Here is a 19,009-nt window from a genome sequence, read left to right as displayed (position 1 = left end):
TCTGATTTATTCAACAAAGCCGCGCGAAGGCCACGCCAACCTTTGTCCAGTACGTGTTTTTTTCACCCTGTGCATCGGGCTGACTTTCCTGGGTGACAAATACGTGATAAACGGGTTTTCTCATGGAATTTCCTTTGTTCAAAAAACAGTAAATGAAATAAACCAATCACATCCCGGTTCTGCATTCCGGTTTTAACGGGTCAGCGAGAACATTCAGCGGCACCCTGAATTGTGGTTACGTGACAGCCCGAACCATTCTGTTAAAGAGCAATACCCGGCCCGGGCGAATTAACGTCCATCAGGGCAACCATGCGGTAATGGCGCTTTCAGATTCGGATATCTGGCGCGGGATATGAATGAGAAACTCAAAACAAAAAGAAGAGAGAAAAATAAACGGAGCATTTAAGATGCAGCGAGAAAAATGGGGAAGGAAAAACACGCCAGAGCGGTATTAATATTCACCGGGAATAATAAAGACGTGCAGGGATATAATATCTCCACACGTCTTTGTTACCCTGTCAGCGGTTGAGGCGTTCAAGTTTTTCCTGACATTCCGTACAGGTGGTTACACCCGGCAGTGCTTGCCGTCGCTTTTCTGGAATGGGTTTACCACATAAACGACAGTGGAATAATGATGGCGCTGGCCCTGGTTTGAAACGACTCTGTTCAATCATCTCATCCAGTCGCTGTTCATTAAATTCCTGATCGCGGTCGATCTCATCCGGCATGTGACGTCCTCCTGTCAGCGGCAACTCCCTTTTGACAAAGCGTGATACGCCTCCATACCATGGTGAGTGACAGCCCCTGAAATCTTGGTAGTAGGACTTCAGTTACCTGCATCATGGCTATCAGCGCGTTGGGGGATTCAAGGTTTTCCACCCGGCACTTCTGCCATTGCAGCCAGATAGCCGCATCCGTCTCTTCATCCGGTTCAGGCGTTCGGCCATACGGCACGCTTACACCCAGCAACCGTCGGCGAAGGCAGACTTCATTTGATGTCAGGCCAAAATAGTGGTTGAGCAACGAGATAGAGCCACCCAGGCGGATAGCACGGTTAATCTCCTGTTGATGGTGGTATTCCTGGCGGGCCTGCGCCAGTAAATGATGCAGAACATCATGGCGGACACTGACCGAAACAAAGGGAGCTGCCGCCCGGCTGACCGTAAACAGTTCATCGAGTGATAACTGATTAAGAGCATTCATTTCGTCGAAAGTAAATCCGAGGGATTCACAGTGACGAATATTGCCTTCTTTCAGAGCGTGCAATGCATCAGTTAAGATGGTGTAATTAATTAATGGAATCATTCTGTTATCTCCTCAATCTATATGGAAAAGTTGAGCAAATAAACGGACATTTTTAACTGATCTAACGTCCGGCTAACTTAAGGTTGATCCATTCATCAATTTCCGATTCGAGCCAGGCCACACTGGCCGGGCCAATTTTTATTGAACGTGGGAACGAACCATTTTTCATATACAAGTAAATTTGAGAGCGTTTCAAACCGGTTTTTTCTTCGACCTGTTTTAAACGTAATAACTGATGTGATGTCATTGTATTCTCCTATTGTGGAATGACTGGTGCATGTCCAGAGAAAATAAAAGAACACAGCAGTAAGCTTAGGAAAAGCCGATAGCACCTTATTACTGATGGGAAGATCCTTAGTACGGTTTTTTAGTGAATAAATAATACGTTATTAGTTGTATAAGGATGTGGAGAAGGATAGTTGTGCTGCTGTGTAGTTTTCAGCGTTTCGCTGCTGCAATGGTGTCATGGCTTAGCGTGATAATGAGGACAATAAAAAGATGCGGTTAAATACATTCATTGTGAATTTCAGTCAGGGGGGCGTTACCACTCTGGCGGTAATGCGCTATGAAGCATCGCCATAGAAGTATTCTGTGTGGTCGAAACATATATGCTCAACTACTTCCTTAACACAATGCTGAATTGATTGTGCTTCCCGATCATGTATAGACCGATCCAACAGATATAATACCGTCCTTTGATTCTTGTTATCGTTAAGGCGGCTGAGGCAATATAGTCCTGGCTGGAGGTTCCATGCGATAAAGATTCTGTAGTGTGATCCCCCGCACAGGGAGACGGATATGGCAGCTCTATGACTCACCTCTGGTTTCTTGGAAAACCTGATGTCGCTAAATATCGGTTAAGTGTGCGCTTGTTTTCCGTTCGGCAAAATAGTGTGCGGGTGTACTGCCCATGGTTTTTTTGAACATGGTGATAAACGCATTAACCGATTCATACCCCAGATTAGCTGCAACATTCTGAACCGAAACGCCGCTAGCCAGTTCCCGGAGAGCAATTATCAGTTGCAGTTGCTGACGCCAGCGTCCGAACGTCAACCCGGTTTCGCGCAGCATTAAACGCGCGAGAGAACGCTCGCTAAGCGCCAGTCTTTTTGCCCATGCTTTGAATGTGCTTCGGTCATCAGGTTGACTGACCAGAGCATCGGCCATGGCGCGGATTTTAGGATGCGACGACACAGGGAGGCTCAGTTTCTGCTGAGGCATGGTGGCTAATTCATCGAGTGTTACTCTGGTCAGTCTGGCGGGATGGCTTTCCGGTGGATATTCGACGCCCTCGCGGGTTAAACGGGCAACAAGTTCTTTAATCAGACTGGAAATTGCCAGAGTACAGCATCGCTCCGGCAGCGCGACAGCTCCAGGCTCGATAAAAAGATAGTTGAGATGCGCATTCCAGGTAGCTTTGGCGCTGTGCGGCACTCCCCCAGGGATCCAGACGGCACAATCAGGCGGCACGATCCAGATATCATTTTCGGCGCGACAAATGACCGCCCCATAGAGGGCAATAATCAATTGCCCTTTGCGGTGCGTATGCACAGGCACTTCGGCTGCGTAATCGACAAAATCCAAATGACGCGCGACTGCGGGGCAGGGGGTGGCATCCGGATCAAATAGCGTATTGGCGAGTGGGGGTAACATAGATTGGCAACATTTAGGTATTTTTTGACAGAATAGAGTATTTAAGTGGATATGCAAGCCGGTAATAATTTCCGGCATGAAAAAAATTAACGCGAGTTACTTTCATTTTATACACACGATATGCCAACGTCTTCGCGGTATGGCTTCTCCTTCACTACTGAATGATGCGAACGCTCTGCTCTATTCCGCGAAGAGTTTTGCCGCAGCGATGCTCGCATACTACATTGCACTGTCAATTGGCCTGGAGCGGCCTTCCTGGGCAATTATCACCGTGTATATTGTTTCCCAAACCTCCGTCGGAGCGTCGCTGAGCAGAAGTCTGTATCGTCTGGTGGGAACGGTAGTCGGAGCGGGCATAACGGTATTGATTGTACCTGCTTTTGTGAATATGCCTTTATTTTTCAGTGTGATACTGACGGGGTGGATCACCTTCTGCCTCTATTTATCCTTGCTGGAACGCACGCCCCGCGCCTATGGTTTTGTCCTGGCTGGTTACACTGCGAGTCTGATTGGCTTCCCTGCGGTATCCGATCCTGGTGCGATTTTTAACATCGCTATTGTTCGGGTACAGGAAATCATGATCGGTATCTTCTGCGCGGCACTTATTCATCGCTATGTATTGCCCGCGCGCATAACGGGCCAGTTCAACAGTAAATTGTCGCAGACGCTGCTCTCGGCGCGACAGCGTGTCGCAGATACTTTAGCAGGCAAACCCGACGCTGTTTCCGGGCCGCTGCATATGGCACTGGCATTACAGTTCCTGCAGGGTATCAGCCATCATATCCCTTATGATTTTGCGTACTCGGTACCGGTCCGGCAAGCGAGAAAAAGGCTTCATGATCGGCTTGCGCGATTAGTCATTGTTAACTGTGAGTTACGCGACCGTTTAGCTCTGATAGCGACGATACCTGTAGATGTGCAAATTCTGCTGGGTGATGTTGAGGTCTGGCTGGCCTGCAAAGATGAAGGAAAATTCAAAAGCGAGGCTGAAGCGCTCAAAAAAAGGAGTGAAAAATTACTACAGCGCTATTCAGTGTATGAGCTGACGTTTGAAGAAGCGCTGCGTGTAAGTTTTATGCGCTACCTGTTAGAGGCCATTGTCCTTGTGCAGCAGTGCTATCGTCTTTCGGATGCCATTCATCACGCGAAACAGACGCCTGCGCACTCGGAAAAGAATACCGTGAAAGGATATGTATTCCACCGCGATCCTCTTACTGCTGCCCGCACCGCACTGGGCGCTTTCGCCATCATTATGAGCGGCTGTCTGGTGTGGATTTTCTCGGCATGGCCTGATGGTGGTACGGCGGTTTCTATCCTTGGCGTTTGTTGCACATTGTTTGGCAGCTTCGATACGCCTGCCCCGCATATTGTTAAGTACATTATCGGCTCCTTCTGGGGCGTTGTGATAAGCCTGATCTACAGCTTCGTTCTACTACCACAAGTCAGTGATTTTATCGTGCTGGTAACGGTTTTAGCTCCGGTATATCTGCTGGCCGGATCGCTCCAGGCCAGACCGCCTACCACGTTTATGGCTATGGGGATCACACTGACGCTGCCTATTTTGTGCGAGCTGGGTGCCCACTACAGCGGGGATTTTGCCGTGGCGGTGAATACCTCTATAGCACTATTTTCTGCTACTGGTTTTGCAGTGCTCGGCATGAGCCTACTGCAAACTGTGCAGGCTGATTCGGCGATAAAACGGCTGCTTCAATTATGCCAGCGAGATATTAACCGCAGCGTGGAAGGTAAGCTGAATACAGACGAAACCCTCTGGACCAACCTTATGATCGATCGGGCAGCGTTGATACTGCCGCGATTGCAGCGCAGTGGACAGTCACCGGAACGGGCACATCATTTGTTGTACGCCATGCGTATAGGGCTGTGTGTTATGCGATTACGCCGATGTGATGCGCATGCGAACAAAGAAATAAAAGAAGTGCTCACTCTTCTTACACACTCGACAGATATTGACACCTTACTTCAACGGATCGCCAGTCTGACTGAGCGCAGCTTGAGCGTAACAGATGAACTATCGCGGCATTATGTTGATCAACTGGTTGATCTTTACTGCGCATTAAGCGTTCAGAAAATGGAGCCTGCTAATGATCAATGATTTCAATATTGAGGGCGTTTTTGTACCCGGTCTGCTGGTAATTGCCCTCGTTGCACTGACCTGTACACTATTTCTCGTACATCTTTTCTCTTTCAGCAAGGGTTACCGCCGCTTGCCCTTTAGACCGATGATCGATTTTTCCGTCTTCATTATTACTTTTTACCTGCTGTTGCAGGGGCTGACCGAACTGGGATTTTTTAAATGAAATCGTTACTTTCTCTACTGGGCCGCTACGTGCTGACGTTCAGCGCTGTGGCGGTGGCTACGCTTTTGGCTTTTATTCTCTGGAAACATTATGCGCAAACCCCTTGGACCCGCGATGGTCGGGTTCGTGCGGATGTGGTACAGATTGCGCCGAATGTCTCCGGACCGTTGCTGAATGTGTCCGTCCGCGATAATCAGTGGGTTAATCGGGGCGATGTGCTCTATTCCATCGACCCGCACTGGTTGAGGTTGGCAGTGGACAGCGCACAGGCAGATGTTGAGGCGAAACGTCATGAAATGCTGATGCGCCAGGATGCGGCGAGGCGACGCTCTCAGATTAAAGGGGTGATTTCCAGCGAGGATTTACAACAAACAGCCAGCGCAGCCAGCGTCGCTGCGGCTAATTACCACGGTGCACTGGCTGCGCTGGACCTTGCAGAGCTTAACTTATCGCATGCTATTGTTCGGTCTCCGGTTACGGGCTATGTCACACATTTGCGGCTTCGCCCTGGTGACTATGCCACAGCGGGAGAAACTAAAGTTTCCATCATTGATGCCAATAGTTTTTGGGTGGTTGGCTATTTTGAAGAGACTAAGTTGCAACATATCCGCACGGGAAATACTGCACACATTACGCTGATGGGATTTAAGCCAGTGATCACGGGTCATGTTGAGAGTATCGGACGCGGAATAGATGATAACAATGACGAGACCGGGGGGCTTGGCCTGCCTAATGTCGAGCCAACCTTTAGCTGGGTGCGGCTCGCGCAGCGTATCCCGGTTCGGATTCATATTGACAGATTGCCGGAGGGAGTTGAATTGGTGGCTGGATTGTCTGCGAGTATATCCATCACACCATAATAAAAAGTATGGTTTCTATTGAGGATTTATGCAGAACTTAGGGATTGTCAGCTCTTGATCTATATGCCTGATGAAAATTTATTTCTGGTAGAGTAATTCTAAGGTTTCGGTTATGAAAAACAGAAAAGATTTTGTAAATGACTTAATTATCTGGATAAACAAAAATATAGAGATGCCACTAAAAATTGATGATGTGGCTATCAGGTCCGGATATTCAAAATGGCATTTGCAGAGACTGTTTTTTTCTGAAACAGGGCAGAGCCTGGGAGGTTTTATCAGAGAGAAAAAATTATGTCTTATTTTAGAGGCTGTTATCACAACAAATGAACCTTTGATAAACATCGCGATGCGATTTGGCTTTGACTCTCAGCAATCATTAACCAGGGCATTTCGGAAAAGGTATAATGTCCCACCGCACCGGTGTAGAAAAAATGCCGTAAATATTAAAAGTAAGTCTTCTAGGGAGCAAGGTAATTACTCGTATCATAAGGATGAGTTTTTAAATCTTTAGTAATTATCTGGGTTATGGACGGGTTCATCTAATAATCATGGCCTTAGTACCTCAGTTATAGATTTGTTGAACGAAATGAAATCACTCATTTATTTCATTGTAAATGAATCTAAGTCTTTCTGTGCAATGTATGTTTTCGTGTTTTTGCATGTGTAATGTATTGGTGAGTAAATTTTGGATGCATTAATTGGAATATAATTACAAACCCATGTGTGTATTTAATGGCTGGATAAATTAAGGTTAATCTATTTTGCGCATTTTGGATTCGATCGAACCTATGCAGGTCGGCTAAATCCTCCTTGAATAAGGAGTGGCTTTTATGTATGTGTGGGGTTGTGAGCATTTAAGTACTGTTTTGTTTTTACATTTCTAATGCTTGGTAATTGATGATGTGTATTTATACCCGTAATGCAGAAATATAATATCCCTTGAGGTGACAAGGAAAAAAGAGTCAAAAAAACTAATTATGTCCGTATTACTGATTTTAGAGTCCTTAATACGGACATTTGGGTTTGGTAAAATTCACTTGCGTCAATCCGACATTGATGTGGGGGAACCGCGTACGAGTGCAGTTTTTAACGTATCACCACTGAGTCTGTCGGTAATGCCTTCGTCAGATGCCCATTGTTCGAAAATAGATAGTAGTTTGTACGGTTTACTAATTAATGGACGGATGACTTCATTGTTTTTACAGGCCAGCCAGAAAAAACGAGATAGTGGTGTTGATATTCGCGTTGCAGATAATGGGGGCACTCTGCTATTGGTTATGATGTCAATGACTTTATCAAGTTCAGCATGTCGAATAACAAACCAGGCATCCCGAGGTAAAATATGAGCCGGGAAATACTCTTTCCTCAGGTAGTTATTTATCTTCTTTGAGAATATCTCTTCATGTACATCTGGTGAGATGTTTTTAGGGAGTTGCATAATTTTTTGTATTATTCTTTCTTCCCATGTCATTTTATCGAATAGTTGAAATGGTTCTCCTTGTAAGCTAACTGTTATGCCATGATTAAAATCAATAGCTCCTGTTACAGGTAATGGTATTTTAAGAGATTGGGCAAGTAATTTTTGTACTAGAACATATTCATATCCAATCAATAGAGTGTCAATAACTCTCTCTGTGGGAATGATATATTTGCCAGTAGTGCTAACAATAAAATTATGTCCTTCAATAAACGCTTTTTTGTCAAGAAGGCATAAACGATTTATTGATGACATATCAGATGGTCTGAACCTTACTTTGTAGCCCGACCTCTGTATTTTTCGTAATGTAATTGGAGACTGAAAGTAAATAGAGAGATGAATGCTGCCATGTAATGCATGCCTGTAAATGTCACTTTTTTTTTATTTTCAGTCCTTTTTTATTTATCACTTCGACTGCTTCACGGATAGTCAGCCAGTCAGGCGAACTATAGTTTGTATTTGATAGTGTTTGTTTTTTTGACATAGTGGTTTGCCTCTATTTCTATTTTTTAAAAAAAACACCATGAATTTTCCGGTGAAATAAATTTCATGGTGCGGGATCTATTGCGTTATAATATTTGGATTATATTAACGCGGGGGCTTCTTAGCGTTTCAGTCCCCCATGTCCGGCCTCATATTTCGCAGTGATTGAAAAGAAGAACAAATATCAGGTTAAACTAATTCAATCCTCAAACATTATTTAAGTTGAATGGAAGACATTACATAAATCTGTCTGCTCCGCCTGATGCTTCAATTGTCTGTCCAGTAACAAACTGATTCCTCCCAGAAAGTAGGAACGCAGCAATTGCAGCAATATCTTCAGGAAGTCCAAAGCGGCCCACAGGCGTTTTCTCTTTACCCAGTAATGTCATTACCTCTTCGTCTGTTCTGTCAACCAGTTCAGGACGACGATTGCGAACATTCGGTAGCATGTTCTGCGCCCAGTTATCCGTCGCGACAGCACCCACTCCGATCGCATTGACCAGAATGCCATCCGGAGCCACGCTAAGTGCTAAACTACGGGTCAGGTTGTTGATAGCGGCGCTCAGTGCGTGTGAGACGGTAAGTTGCGGATTAGGGTAGATACCGCCAATGGATGAGATATTGACAATACGCCCCCAGTTTCGTCTCTGCATCCCGGGGATGATTACCTTACAAAAACGTCGCATGGCGGATAATTTGGTCTCAGTCATTATCTGCCAGTCTTCTTCCGAAGTGGTTAACAGCGTGCCCGCATGGGCTCTTCCGGCATTGTTAACCAGTAAATCAATACGCTGAAAAACCTTTTCCGCTTGTTCAACCACTAAAGAAGGTAGTTTGGGATCAGTCACATCCCCGGCAACAGGCAGCACCGAAACACCGTATTTCTCTGAAATTTTTTTCGCAGCCAGAATCAGCTCAGGTTCTCGTCTGGCCACCATGACTAAATGCACACCATTCATGGCCAGTTCTTCACAAATGCTGAAACCAATTCCGGTTCGGGCTCCGGTTACCAGAGCCACTTTTCCAGTCAGTTTTAAATCCATTTGCTGCTCCTCAAGTTAAGCACAGTTAATAACATGAGCAGTATTAGTAACAAATCTCTTTTTCAGGAGCTTGTGCATCAGAATTCAGACGTCTGAAAAAAGCGGTCAAAGAGTTGGGATTTCCGTCTGCTTATACTCCAGACGATATTGAGTTTAGAGCCAGGAGTGGTCAATGCGAACGGACAATCATGAGCTTTCTTCTGCCAGGATTCTTATGCTGGCGATTATTTGCTGTATTGTTGTAGCTAATATTTATTTTAATCAATCTGTCCTGAATTTAATTGCCGGATCCTTTCCCAATGAATGGGGGGCTGTTTCTTTGATCCCCATGGGCACCCAGTTAGGCTATGCGGTGGGCTTATTCTTTCTGATCCCACTGGGCGATTATATTGAACGTCAGCGGCTTATCCTGCGTCAAGCGCAGGTGCTTTTCCTGGCACTGATCGGCATGATGTTATCGCCAACGGCGACAGTGTTGGTGTTCTTCTCCTTCCTTACCGGGATGGCTGCAACAGTAGCCCAACAGATAGTGCCGCTTGCCGCCTCGCTCTCCAGAACTTCTGCACGAGGTAAAACCGTGGGTACGGTGATGAGCGGTGTCCTGGCAGGTATCCTTGCTGGCCGGGCTATCGGAGGCCTTATTGGTCAGTATTTCGGCTGGCGCGGTGTCTTTTTGTCCGGCGCGATCATGACATTGCTGGCTATATTTTTCATCTTGCGCATTTTGCCTGCTCAGTCGTTGCCAACGCCAAAGTTTAACTATCTGGCGGTATTACGTTCATTAGGACAGCTGTGGAAAAGCGAGCCGCAGGTGCGTGGTGCAACTCTTACACAAGCAATGCTGTTTGCCTCCTTCAGCGTGCTGTGGACCGTGCTCCCTTTCTGGTTAGCTCATCGCTACGATTACGGTGCAGGGATAACCGGCACCCTGGCTGCTTTGGGGTTAATCGGTATTCTGTGTGCGCCTCTGGCGGGAAGTTTCAGCGATCGTCAGGGACCATTCCGAATGGTTGTTTTTGGTGTGATACTCATGCTGCTAGCCTGGACTGTTTTTTGGAGATGGAACAGTATTGTGGGTATGGTGGTGGGCATTCTACTACTGGATGCGGGTGAGCAATGTGTACTGATAGCTAATCAGCACACGATTTATTCTTTGCGTCCGGATGCCAGAAACCGTCTTAATACATTATTTATGTGCGTTATGTTTATTGGCGGAGCATGTGGCTCACTGACTGCCACCTGGTTATGGGAGACAACTCATAGCTGGGCGCTGATTTCTTCAGCAGGGGGCGGACTCGTGATCATGGGGATGTTGATAGCCGTAAGACGTAAATATTCAGGCCCCTATTCGGGCACATAACGCAATAGCACTTCTTACATCCGTCGCATTGTCTGAGTCATCAACATCATTTAAAGCGTCCTGTATCAATTGTTTAGCAGCCCATTTTTCCCCGGCTTCAGCCTGCAATGTCGCCAATGAATAAGCAATACGGAGGGCCCAGCCATAAGCCTGTTGCTGGCGCGCTTTGTCCAGGGCCTGCTCCAACAGCAGGCGTTGCTTCTGAGGAGGTAATTGAGTGGCAGAAAGACGCATCAGCTCAGGCGTGCACCAGTTTTCATGATCCTGGCGGGTGGCTCTCAGTGATACCCCGGTATCAATTTCTGACAACAAGGGGGAATATTGCCAGTCTAATCCCATCGCCCGCAACGAGCTAAATAGTGTGGTTTGACTAACATCGGTATGACTGAACTGTTTAGCCCAAACAAGAAACAGCTCGCCGTATGTCTTCCAGAAATATAAATCATGCCTTTTTGCCAGATGAATAAGCCAGTTTGCGGCCTTTATAACCCAACGCGGATTACGATCCAGTGCTGCTGTCATACAAGCGCCTTCAGCCAGTGCACAGCAAAGAGAACAGACATGCTGCAAACGAGCGGCTTTTTTAACACCGCGCCATGCCATCTGTTTCGCGGCCTTATACTCACCCTGTAACCAGAGTAAACGAGACAGAAAGGCCTGACCGGCGCTCTCTTGATCAAGACCAAAACGGAAAGAGTGGCTTAATTCACCATGTTCATACCAATCAAGAGATTGTTGGAGATAATCACGCCCGACATCATGACGGCCCAAAAAATGCAGGGATACACCGAGAATACGCAGCCCGGTTGCCATCGCCTCCTCGTCGGTAATGGACCGTGCTAGCTCGCACATAGATTGCGCATGCTCAAGCGCTTTATCCAACTCGCCAGTACGCAGATAATACAACCATAATCCGTAATGTGCCTGTAAACGTATTTCTTTGTCGTCGAGCTTTTCTGCAATTGTCAGCGCGGTTTTCCAGGCTGAATGTGTTTCAGGCGTAGGGCCTTTTGCCCAGGTTGACGCCTTACCTGCTACAGCGCTGAGATTCATTCTCTGGCGTAGCGTTAATACTACCTGCGAAGTATTTTCATAAAGCAGAGGATAAATATGGCGCTGACATTCATCGTATAGTGAATATTCAATCCAAAAAGGGGTCATAGCTTGTAAGATCTCAAGCCCTTTAGAGGGATCAGCTCTCTCAATCAACGTTTGCTGTAATACACTCCGCAAATCATTAAGTATATGGCTATAACGTTCACGCCATTGTCCTGTTGGCAGCATAAACCAATCATCTTGTGCCTCTTTTACCAGAACTTTATAATAGTCGGCAAAACGGGCCTCAAGAACAGTATATTCACCCTGTTGCCTGAGTTTATCGCATGCGAACTGGCGCATGGTTTCCAGCAGGCGGAAACGGGTCTCTGGTACCTGAGTACTGACCTGAATCAGGGATAAAGACAGCAATCTTTGCAGATCGTCAACAACCTGCCAGCGATGCTTGTCTTTAATCAGCAGAAGGTCGCTTACTGATTTCACACTGAACATATCGGTATAGATCCCCAGAGAGCAAAATAATCGTTGTTCACGTGTGTTGAGCAACTGATAAGTCCACTCCAGCGCGGTCAGTATTTTCTGATGTCTGGGCTCCAGAGATCTGTGCGTATTGCTCAATAGCTGGAAACGGTCTTCCAGTCGGTTATAGATCTCTTTGACACTCATGACTGGCAGACGGGAGGCCGCAAGTTCAATCGCCAGCGGCAGACCGTCAAGATGACGGCATAACTCGCCAATCAAAGACAGTTCGCTGGCTGATGGATGGTAATTATGTCGATTGGCCTGCCCGCGTTCGATAAAGAGGCGGACACTGGAAAAAGTTAGTAACTCGTGGGTATCAGCCTCTTCGCTCTCAGGAACTTGTAATGGTGGTAGTAGATATTGTTGCTCGCCGGCAACCTGCAACGCTACCTGGCTGGTCAACAACAGTTTGATATGGGGAGCCAGGTGCAGGAGCAACGTAATCACTGGTTCAAGTTCATTAATTACATGTTCACAGTTATCAATCAGCAGTAAACATCGACGCCGTGCAAGCTGTTGCCGTAAATCGGCATCATTATGAATGGCAGCTAATGGAAGATGGAGCGCTTGTGAAATAACGGATAGCAAGCTGGATGCTTCGGTGATATGAGCCAGTTCAGCCACACATATTCCATCAGGAAAATGCGTGTGTGTAAGACTGACGACTTCCCATGCCAGACGAGTCTTACCCACGCCCCCTGAGCCTGTAATCGTCACCAGACGGTATTGATCCAATAAGGCGCATAATTCCTGCACAGCTTTATCACGCCCCAGAATCGACGCTAGAAAAGGGGTAATAGCGGGCTCAGGTATTTTTGATTTAGAGAGCGGTTCAGTTGGCGAATTGTTGATATTAAAGCGATAACCACAACCAAATTCAGTAACCAGTAGATGGCGGTCATGTCCCAGTATGCGGCGTATAGCTGAAATTTGTGCCTGAAGATTATTTTCTTCGACGATTTCATTTCCCCACACTTGCGTAAGTAAAGATTCTTTATTTACCGCTTTACCTCTGGCACTCACCAGAACAACCAGAACATCAAAAGCTCTGGCAGAAATTCTTACTGGCTTACCCCGATGTAACAGAATCCTTAGCTGTGGCCAGATTTGCCAGTCAGCAAAGTGAATCTCATCAATTGATATCATAGTGTTGAGATCTTCTGTTTTGAGCATCACGAACTCTCGCTATGGAGTAAGCCATTTCTAACGAAAGCGGTTATCAGAATCAGGCTACATGTTGAATGTGTTGCACCGGAGTATCACTATTCAATACCACTTTTACCGTTAATGATTATAAAGCCAATAGTGCTATGTGGCATAGCTTTGCGATCAAACTGGTGATGAAAACTGAACTATCTATGCCAGCCATATCCCATCAGGCATGGCTGGAAAAGCACTCACATGGATAATCATTCGACTAGGGATTAACCTTCAAATAACAGCGTGTGTCCGAACATTTAAATAATGGTGGTACGGGATGCCAATACCAGAACTGATGGCGGTTTATACAGTCTTATCTCAATGGCGCTAACAGCCACAGACAGAGGAAGCGGACTTGATACCTGTACCATAAACAGAGTATATCGACGAACGATCCACGCTGACAATGAGACGACGATTGGCATCCAACGAAGCGATCAAAGGCTAATTATTGCGATGCCGGTCAGCACCACCACTGCACCGGCAATCCGGCGTGCCAGATGATTTTCACGAAACAGCCAGTACGAAAGAAGAGAGCCGACAATAATGGATGTTTCCCTGAGAGGAGCGACGAGTGCCAGTGGCATGCTCTGCATGGCTGTCAGTACAAGGATGTAGGCAAGGGGAGAGCATACAGCAATGATAAGGATTGGGATGATATCCACACGTACAGCAGTTGGAATGCGATTTCGTCGCCGCATCGCACCAGGGGTAAGAATCAGACTCTGTAGCAGGAGTGTGCTGGCGTAGTAGCTCACTGGATCCAGGTGCAGAGAGATTACCGAATAACCGTCCCAGAGTGTATAGCCAGCGATGGCGGTGCCTGTCGCTGCCCCCCAAAGCATTCCCTGTAGCGGCCGGCTTCCGCTCCTGAACGGATTGCCGGTGACAACGAAAATACCAGCGATAACGATAAAGGCGCCGAGTAAAGCGCCTGGTGAAAGCCGTTCTCCCATGAGAAGGGTTGCAAACAGTATCGTCAGAACTGGTCCACTTCCTCGGGCAATCGGATAAACAACACCCAGTTCGGCGCGCTCGTAGCCAGCCAGCAAGATTAGAGAATAAGCGATATGAAGTGCAGACGAGATAACTGCGCCGACAGCGAGTCTCCAGTCGAGCTCCTGTTGTCCCTCAACTATCAGAATGAGGCTGAACGGGACCCACAGCAATGCTGAGGCACAGCTGTACGCCCAGACGAACACAAGAGTGTCTTCCCTCTTGTATTTTGAGGCTATATTCCATACTGCATGGGCTACCGCAGCAGTAAGAATCATTGCTACCGTGCTGAACTGCATCAGGACATATCGGGCAAATCAATACCCGCCCGTTCAGCCCGGCGACTTTGTTCTTTATCCCGCAGAGTGAGAGCAGCGACCAGCGTATCAATAACGACGAGCTGGGCCAGTCGACTCCCGGCAGCGGCCATCTGTGCCGGGAGTGGCATTCCGCCAACAACGAGCGAAACGTTGGCGAGTGTCGCCAGTGGGGTATCGTACTGGTTAGTTATTGCAATAAGCGATGCTCCTGCCGAGGATGCTGCATCAGCGATGGAGAGTGTGGATGATGTGCGCCCTGTTGAACTGACGACGATGATGACGTCGCCTGGACCGAGTAGACGAGCAGCAATCATCGCTGATAAATAATCCTGGATACTGACGGTTATCACACCCGCCGTCCGCAAACGAAAGACCGCATCAGCGGCAACCGTCGCAGAGGGACCAGCACCAAATGCAAATACCTGGCGTGCGCTCTGGATTAAATCGACCGCCTCATCAAGGGCGGAGATTTCGATAGCACCGCTGAGCGCAGTCAGTGCGTCTACACCAGCACGAATTGATGTTTCCAGCACTGATGCCAGCGTCGCATCCGCTGTAAGAACTTCAGGCGGGGCAAAGAATTGGGCAGTGCCACGAGCCCGGGCAATCTCTATCTTAAGTTCAGTGAACCCGGTGAACCCGATCGCTCGTGCAGCGCGTATTACTGTCGGCGGTGATACACCAGCACGGGTGGCAACCTGTGCTGCCGTGCTTGTACCGACAAATAAAGGATCGACAAACAGGAGGTCGACAACTTTAGCCTCACTTGCAGCGAGGTCGCCGCTTCGGGCGTGAATGCTGCCAAGCCATTGCTGTAACCGCTGCTCACCTTCTGAAATTCTATTACCAATTTCTTTATTCATATGTAATATATTACATGTCCTTTGGGAAGGGCACAACCACCACGTAATTAGATTCTGTTGCAAGGAGTCCGCATTCATGAACACTGAAATCAATACAGTTGTTGCTGTTTTAGGTCCAGGTGCCATCGGCACAACAGTCGCGGCGGCGTTACACGAAGTCGACCGCACACCATTGCTGTGTGGACGTACTCCCCGCGATCACCTGACCTTGCAAGATGGCGACCGCTTTATCACCGTACCCGGTCCGGTACAGACGAATCCGGCACAAATCACTCGCACGGTTGATCTTATCTTTCTGGCAGTCAAGTCCACACAAATCGACGCGGCAGCAGAATGGCTCAGGGCGTTGACTGGCCCGGAGACGGTTGTATGCGTGCTCCAGAACGGGGTCGAACAGTTGGACAGGCTCGCTACGTACTCTCTGCCCGGACAGAGCGTTCCCGCTGTCGTGTGGTTCCCTGCGCAAGCGCAGTCCGATGGCTCGGTACGCTTGCGTGGTGAGGCGCGCCTCAGCGTGCCAGACGCACCAGCTTCCCGTGTAGTGGCCGCAGCGCTGCAAGGCACGTGGTGCTCCGTAGATCTGGCCGCGAATTTCAGCTCCCTGGCCTGGCGCAAGCTGATGCAGAATGCGGTGGCTGGACTCATGGCACTCACGCACCGCCGCTCAGGCATGTTTGGCCGTGCTGATATCGCCAGGCTTACGCTGGCTTATCTGCAGGAATGCCTGGCCGTGGCACGTGCAGAGGGCGCTGAACTCGGAGACGAAGTGCCGCAGGAGATCCTCGATAAGTTCCGGGCGGCTCCTGCAGACATGAGCACCTCCATCCTCACGGATCGAGAAGCTGGCCGACCGCTTGAATGGGATATCCGCAACGGCGTCATTGCGCGTCGCGGCCGGGTTCACAGCATTCCAACGCCGATCAGCGACATCCTGGTGCCGCTTCTTGCGGCTGCGAGCGATGGGCCTGGTTGATCCTAAAGCCGATGATTGCACTCTTACTTCTCTTCTTCGTCGCTCTCGGTGCCGGAGTACTCAGCGGTGTCGTCGGCACTGGCTCGTCGTTAATCATGCTGCCCGTCCTCGTCGCCACGTACGGGCCACGGATTGCTGTGCCTGTTATGGCGATCGCCTCCCTTTTCGGCAACATCGGACGGGTGATTGTCTGGTGGCATGAGATTCGTTGGCGACCGGTGTTTGCCTATTCGTTGGCGGGAGTTCCTGCGGCTGTTCTCGGGGCGCACACGTTACTTACGATTTCTCCTGGCACAGTGGAGGTATTCCTGGCAGCTTTCTTCCTTGCGATGATCCCGCTGCGCCGTCTCATCAGACGATCGAACCTCCACTTGAATCTCTGGCACATGAGTTTTGCCGGGGCGATTGTCGGGTTTCTGACAGGATTCGTGCTGTCCACCGGGCCGCTCAGCGTGCCGGTATTTACCGGGTACGGAATGAGTGGAGGCGTATTTTTGGGATCAGAGGCGGCAAGCGCAATCCTGCTCTACGCTGGCAAGCTAGCTACGTTCGGTATATCGGGCGCACTCGCGCAGCCTGTCCTCACATATGGACTTGCCATCGGCATCGCATTGTTCGTCGGTTCGATGATTGCGAAACGTCTCGTCCAGAAACTCCAGACGCATACGTTCGAGCTTCTCATTGATGCCGTTCTCGTCGCTGGGGCAGTAGGGATGATCCTTGCTCTCAAATGAAATGGCACGCCAGGGCTGACGGCGCAAGCGTGTTGTTATTGTGTAACAGCTTTCTACAGGCAGCGACGGGTCGGGGTGGAGGGGTTGGCAAGCCATCAGAAATGAATAAAGCCGTACCAGGGTATGCTGGTACAGCTTTTTGTTATTGTTCATGCAGCTTCGTTGTTTTTATTCCGCCCTGTGTTAAAAGGTGGTACGTATGCGACCCGGCATGTATCGATATAATCTGACCACCACTGCATCATCGCCTTGCGGGCTTCCAGATGCTCAGCCTTATGAATGTAAGCCAGACGCACGGTGTTGCGCTCCTGGTGACTCATCTGGCGTTCCACTGCATCCTGCGACCACAAGCCAGACTCCATCAGGGCACTGCATGCCATTGCCCGAAAGCCATGTCCGCAGATGTCCTGTTTCGTGTCGAATCCCATAAGGCGCAGTGCTTTATTAACCGCGTTTTCGCACATCGGCCTGTACGGGTTATGGTCGCCGGGGAAGACCAGTTCGTAAGCCCCGGATATTTCCTTAATCCGTTTCAGAATAGCTATAGCCTGCTGTGAGAGGGGCACGATATGAGCAGTGCGCATTTTGGCACCGCGCCCTGAATAACGCACACCCACAATGGCTTCGCGTGTGGCGGGTATCGTCCAAATTCTGTTTATGAAATCAATTTCTGACCAGCGTGCAAAGCGCAGCTCACTGGAGCGAATGAACAGATGCAGCGTCAGCAGGACAGCAAGCCGGGTCAGTTCACGGCCCTGATGATATGCTTCAATGTGTTCAATCAGTTCAGGCAGCCGCTCCAGCGGCAGGGCGGGATAGTGGTGTCTCATGGGGGGAGCCGTCACGCCATCAAGATTTGCTGCCGGGTTGGTGTCGATAAATCCCTGATGGACCGCATGGCGCATGATGTTACTGAGGTGCTGCCGCGTGCGGGACGCGACTTCCAGCAGGCCCTTTTCCTCAATGCCTTTCAGCAGGTCAATGAAATGATGGGGTTTAAGCTCCGTGACGGACAGATGACCAATTACAGGAAAGATATGGTTGTTCATACTGGCAAGTAGACGGCCAGCGGTGTTCTGCGACCACTTTTTATTGTTTTTATGCCATGCCAGCGCCACTGTTTTAAACACCTTCTCTGGTGTGCAGGCTCTGCGTTCAGCAGCCCTCTGCTGTGCCGGGTTGATGTTCAGCGCCAGCATCTTACGGATACCTTCGCGCTGCTGGCGGGCATCAGACAGGGAGACGGCAGGATAGGCACCCAGTGCAATGCGGGATTCTTTGCCGTTTATACGATATTTTAGATACCAGTGACGTGAGCCGCCTGGTTTGATAAGAAGGTACAGACCGTGAGAATCAGAAACTTTGAAGGGTTTTGCGGATGGTTTTAAGGTGCGGATTTTTGAGTCGTTAAGGGGCATTTGGGGGTCACTCCGTCATCGAACTAACCTGACCCCAGATTTGACCACCAATTTTTCCCGATGCGGAGGGTAAAATCAAAATGCACCGGGAAGAGTTTTCACGCTAACCTCTTGAATCAATATCAGATAAGGATTCGCAAAGATGCATGCAAACAGGAAATTGGCTCCTCTGACTGGACTCGAACCAGTGACATACGGATTAACAGTCCGCCGTTCTACCGACTGAACTACAGAGGAATCGTTTGAACGGCCGGAATCATAACGGGGTGTTGGCAGCATGTCAAAGGCGGATTACGCATTCTGTGACTGTTTGCTTACAGAATGCGCAACCCGTTGAGCTTTTGGCAGATTTATCCTAGTTCCGCGCGTTTTAGACGCAGTTGATAGTGGTAATGGCTATGGCTGAGCAGGTAGTCCTGATTAACGCT

The 19,009-nt window shown here is 48.6% G+C and carries 17 protein-coding genes, 1 tRNA gene and 1 pseudogene; 8 read left to right on the top strand and 11 right to left on the bottom strand.

All coding sequences use genetic code 11. The features are described from left to right. The coding region (locus BEI65_RS27220; RefSeq protein ID WP_232519120.1) for a hypothetical protein at positions 1–196 on the top strand (196 nt) is incomplete at its 5' end. 322 nt (positions 197–518) lie between these two features. On the opposite strand, the gene BEI65_RS18750 is transcribed toward BEI65_RS27220, so the two are convergent. The 4 genes from BEI65_RS18750 to BEI65_RS18735 form a co-directional block, all read right to left on the bottom strand. Next, positions 519–728, bottom strand: coding sequence for a TraR/DksA family transcriptional regulator (locus BEI65_RS18750; protein WP_061553921.1), 210 nt, complete (start codon positions 726–728; stop codon positions 519–521). After that, a complete protein-coding gene (locus tag BEI65_RS18745; RefSeq protein ID WP_097734731.1) occupies positions 718–1,305 on the bottom strand; it encodes a DUF2857 domain-containing protein in 588 nt (195 codons plus the stop codon). Before BEI65_RS18745 ends, BEI65_RS18750 begins: the two co-directional genes overlap by 11 nt. A 61-nt stretch (positions 1,306–1,366) precedes the next feature. Beyond that, positions 1,367–1,552 carry an AlpA family transcriptional regulator gene (locus tag BEI65_RS18740; protein ID WP_032936812.1) on the bottom strand — a complete coding sequence of 62 codons (186 nt, stop codon included), beginning with the start codon at positions 1,550–1,552 and terminating at the stop codon, positions 1,367–1,369. A 599-nt stretch (positions 1,553–2,151) separates the two neighbouring features. Continuing rightward, positions 2,152–2,958, bottom strand: a complete 807-nt coding sequence (locus tag BEI65_RS18735; protein ID WP_048211281.1) for a helix-turn-helix domain-containing protein — start codon at positions 2,956–2,958, stop codon at positions 2,152–2,154. A gap of 76 nt (positions 2,959–3,034) precedes the next feature. On the opposite strand from BEI65_RS18735, the gene BEI65_RS18730 reads away from it, so the two are divergent. From BEI65_RS18730 to BEI65_RS18715, 4 genes are all read left to right on the top strand, one after another. After that, positions 3,035–5,071 carry an FUSC family protein gene (locus BEI65_RS18730; RefSeq protein ID WP_099064595.1) on the top strand — a complete coding sequence of 679 codons (2,037 nt, stop codon included), beginning with the start codon at positions 3,035–3,037 and terminating at the stop codon, positions 5,069–5,071. Next, complete coding sequence (locus BEI65_RS18725; protein WP_048822680.1) at positions 5,061–5,276, top strand: DUF1656 domain-containing protein; 216 nt, start codon at positions 5,061–5,063, stop codon at positions 5,274–5,276. Before BEI65_RS18730 ends, BEI65_RS18725 begins: the two co-directional genes overlap by 11 nt. Then, the gene (locus tag BEI65_RS18720) at positions 5,273–6,136 is read left to right on the top strand and encodes an HlyD family secretion protein (RefSeq protein WP_061553925.1); all 864 of its coding nucleotides are present in this window, start codon (positions 5,273–5,275) and stop codon (positions 6,134–6,136) included. Before BEI65_RS18725 ends, BEI65_RS18720 begins: the two co-directional genes overlap by 4 nt. Positions 6,137–6,248: 112 nt before the next feature. Continuing rightward, on the top strand, positions 6,249–6,647 hold the full coding sequence (locus BEI65_RS18715; RefSeq protein ID WP_099064594.1) for a helix-turn-helix domain-containing protein: 399 nt from the start codon (positions 6,249–6,251) through the stop codon (positions 6,645–6,647). A 531-nt stretch (positions 6,648–7,178) separates the two neighbouring features. Here the strand turns inward: BEI65_RS18715 and BEI65_RS18710 are convergent. Both BEI65_RS18710 and BEI65_RS18705 read right to left on the bottom strand, forming a co-directional pair. After that, positions 7,179–8,097, bottom strand: a pseudogene (locus BEI65_RS18710) (hypothetical protein). Positions 8,098–8,332: 235 nt separating this feature from the next. Further along, entirely contained in the window at positions 8,333–9,139 is an 807-nt protein-coding gene (locus BEI65_RS18705) for an SDR family NAD(P)-dependent oxidoreductase (RefSeq protein ID WP_099064593.1), read from the bottom strand. A gap of 172 nt (positions 9,140–9,311) precedes the next feature. On the opposite strand from BEI65_RS18705, the gene BEI65_RS18700 reads away from it, so the two are divergent. Next, entirely contained in the window at positions 9,312–10,499 is a 1,188-nt protein-coding gene (locus BEI65_RS18700; RefSeq protein ID WP_099064592.1) for an MFS transporter, read from the top strand. On the opposite strand, the gene BEI65_RS18695 is transcribed toward BEI65_RS18700, so the two are convergent. The 3 genes from BEI65_RS18695 to BEI65_RS18685 all read right to left on the bottom strand — a co-directional run bounded on the left by BEI65_RS18695 (position 10,476) and on the right by BEI65_RS18685 (position 15,456). Next, positions 10,476–13,250 carry a winged helix-turn-helix domain-containing protein gene (locus BEI65_RS18695; protein ID WP_099064591.1) on the bottom strand — a complete coding sequence of 925 codons (2,775 nt, stop codon included), beginning with the start codon at positions 13,248–13,250 and terminating at the stop codon, positions 10,476–10,478. The two genes, BEI65_RS18700 and BEI65_RS18695, sit on opposite strands and share 24 nt — an antisense overlap. A 464-nt stretch (positions 13,251–13,714) precedes the next feature. Next, entirely contained in the window at positions 13,715–14,572 is an 858-nt protein-coding gene (locus BEI65_RS18690) for a DMT family transporter (protein ID WP_099064590.1), read from the bottom strand. After that, complete coding sequence (locus tag BEI65_RS18685) at positions 14,572–15,456, bottom strand: MurR/RpiR family transcriptional regulator (protein WP_099064589.1); 885 nt, start codon at positions 15,454–15,456, stop codon at positions 14,572–14,574. Before BEI65_RS18685 ends, BEI65_RS18690 begins: the two co-directional genes overlap by 1 nt. Positions 15,457–15,532: 76 nt before the next feature. Between BEI65_RS18685 and BEI65_RS18680 the strand changes: the two genes are divergently transcribed. Together BEI65_RS18680 and BEI65_RS18675 are read left to right on the top strand one after the other, a co-directional pair. Further along, a complete protein-coding gene (locus BEI65_RS18680) occupies positions 15,533–16,429 on the top strand; it encodes an oxidoreductase (protein ID WP_057630161.1) in 897 nt (298 codons plus the stop codon). A gap of 11 nt (positions 16,430–16,440) precedes the next feature. Then, positions 16,441–17,163 (top strand): sulfite exporter TauE/SafE family protein, encoded by a 723-nt coding sequence (locus BEI65_RS18675; RefSeq protein WP_097734725.1) that lies wholly within the window; start codon positions 16,441–16,443, stop codon positions 17,161–17,163. A gap of 149 nt (positions 17,164–17,312) precedes the next feature. Here BEI65_RS18675 and BEI65_RS18670 read toward each other — a convergent pair whose 3' ends face one another. Together BEI65_RS18670 and BEI65_RS18665 are read right to left on the bottom strand one after the other, a co-directional pair. Further along, positions 17,313–18,581 carry an integrase arm-type DNA-binding domain-containing protein gene (locus tag BEI65_RS18670; RefSeq protein WP_049133227.1) on the bottom strand — a complete coding sequence of 423 codons (1,269 nt, stop codon included), beginning with the start codon at positions 18,579–18,581 and terminating at the stop codon, positions 17,313–17,315. 161 nt (positions 18,582–18,742) lie between these two features. Then, positions 18,743–18,818: transfer RNA gene (locus BEI65_RS18665), tRNA-Asn, on the bottom strand. Positions 18,819–19,009 lie beyond the last annotated feature (191 nt).

Origin of the sequence: Serratia sp. BW106, assembly GCF_002607755.1 — a bacterium.
Classification (GTDB): Bacteria; Pseudomonadota; Gammaproteobacteria; order Enterobacterales; family Enterobacteriaceae; genus Serratia; species Serratia proteamaculans.
The sequence above is the reverse complement of the archived record's forward strand: the minus strand, read 5'-3'. Positions and strand labels throughout refer to the sequence as shown.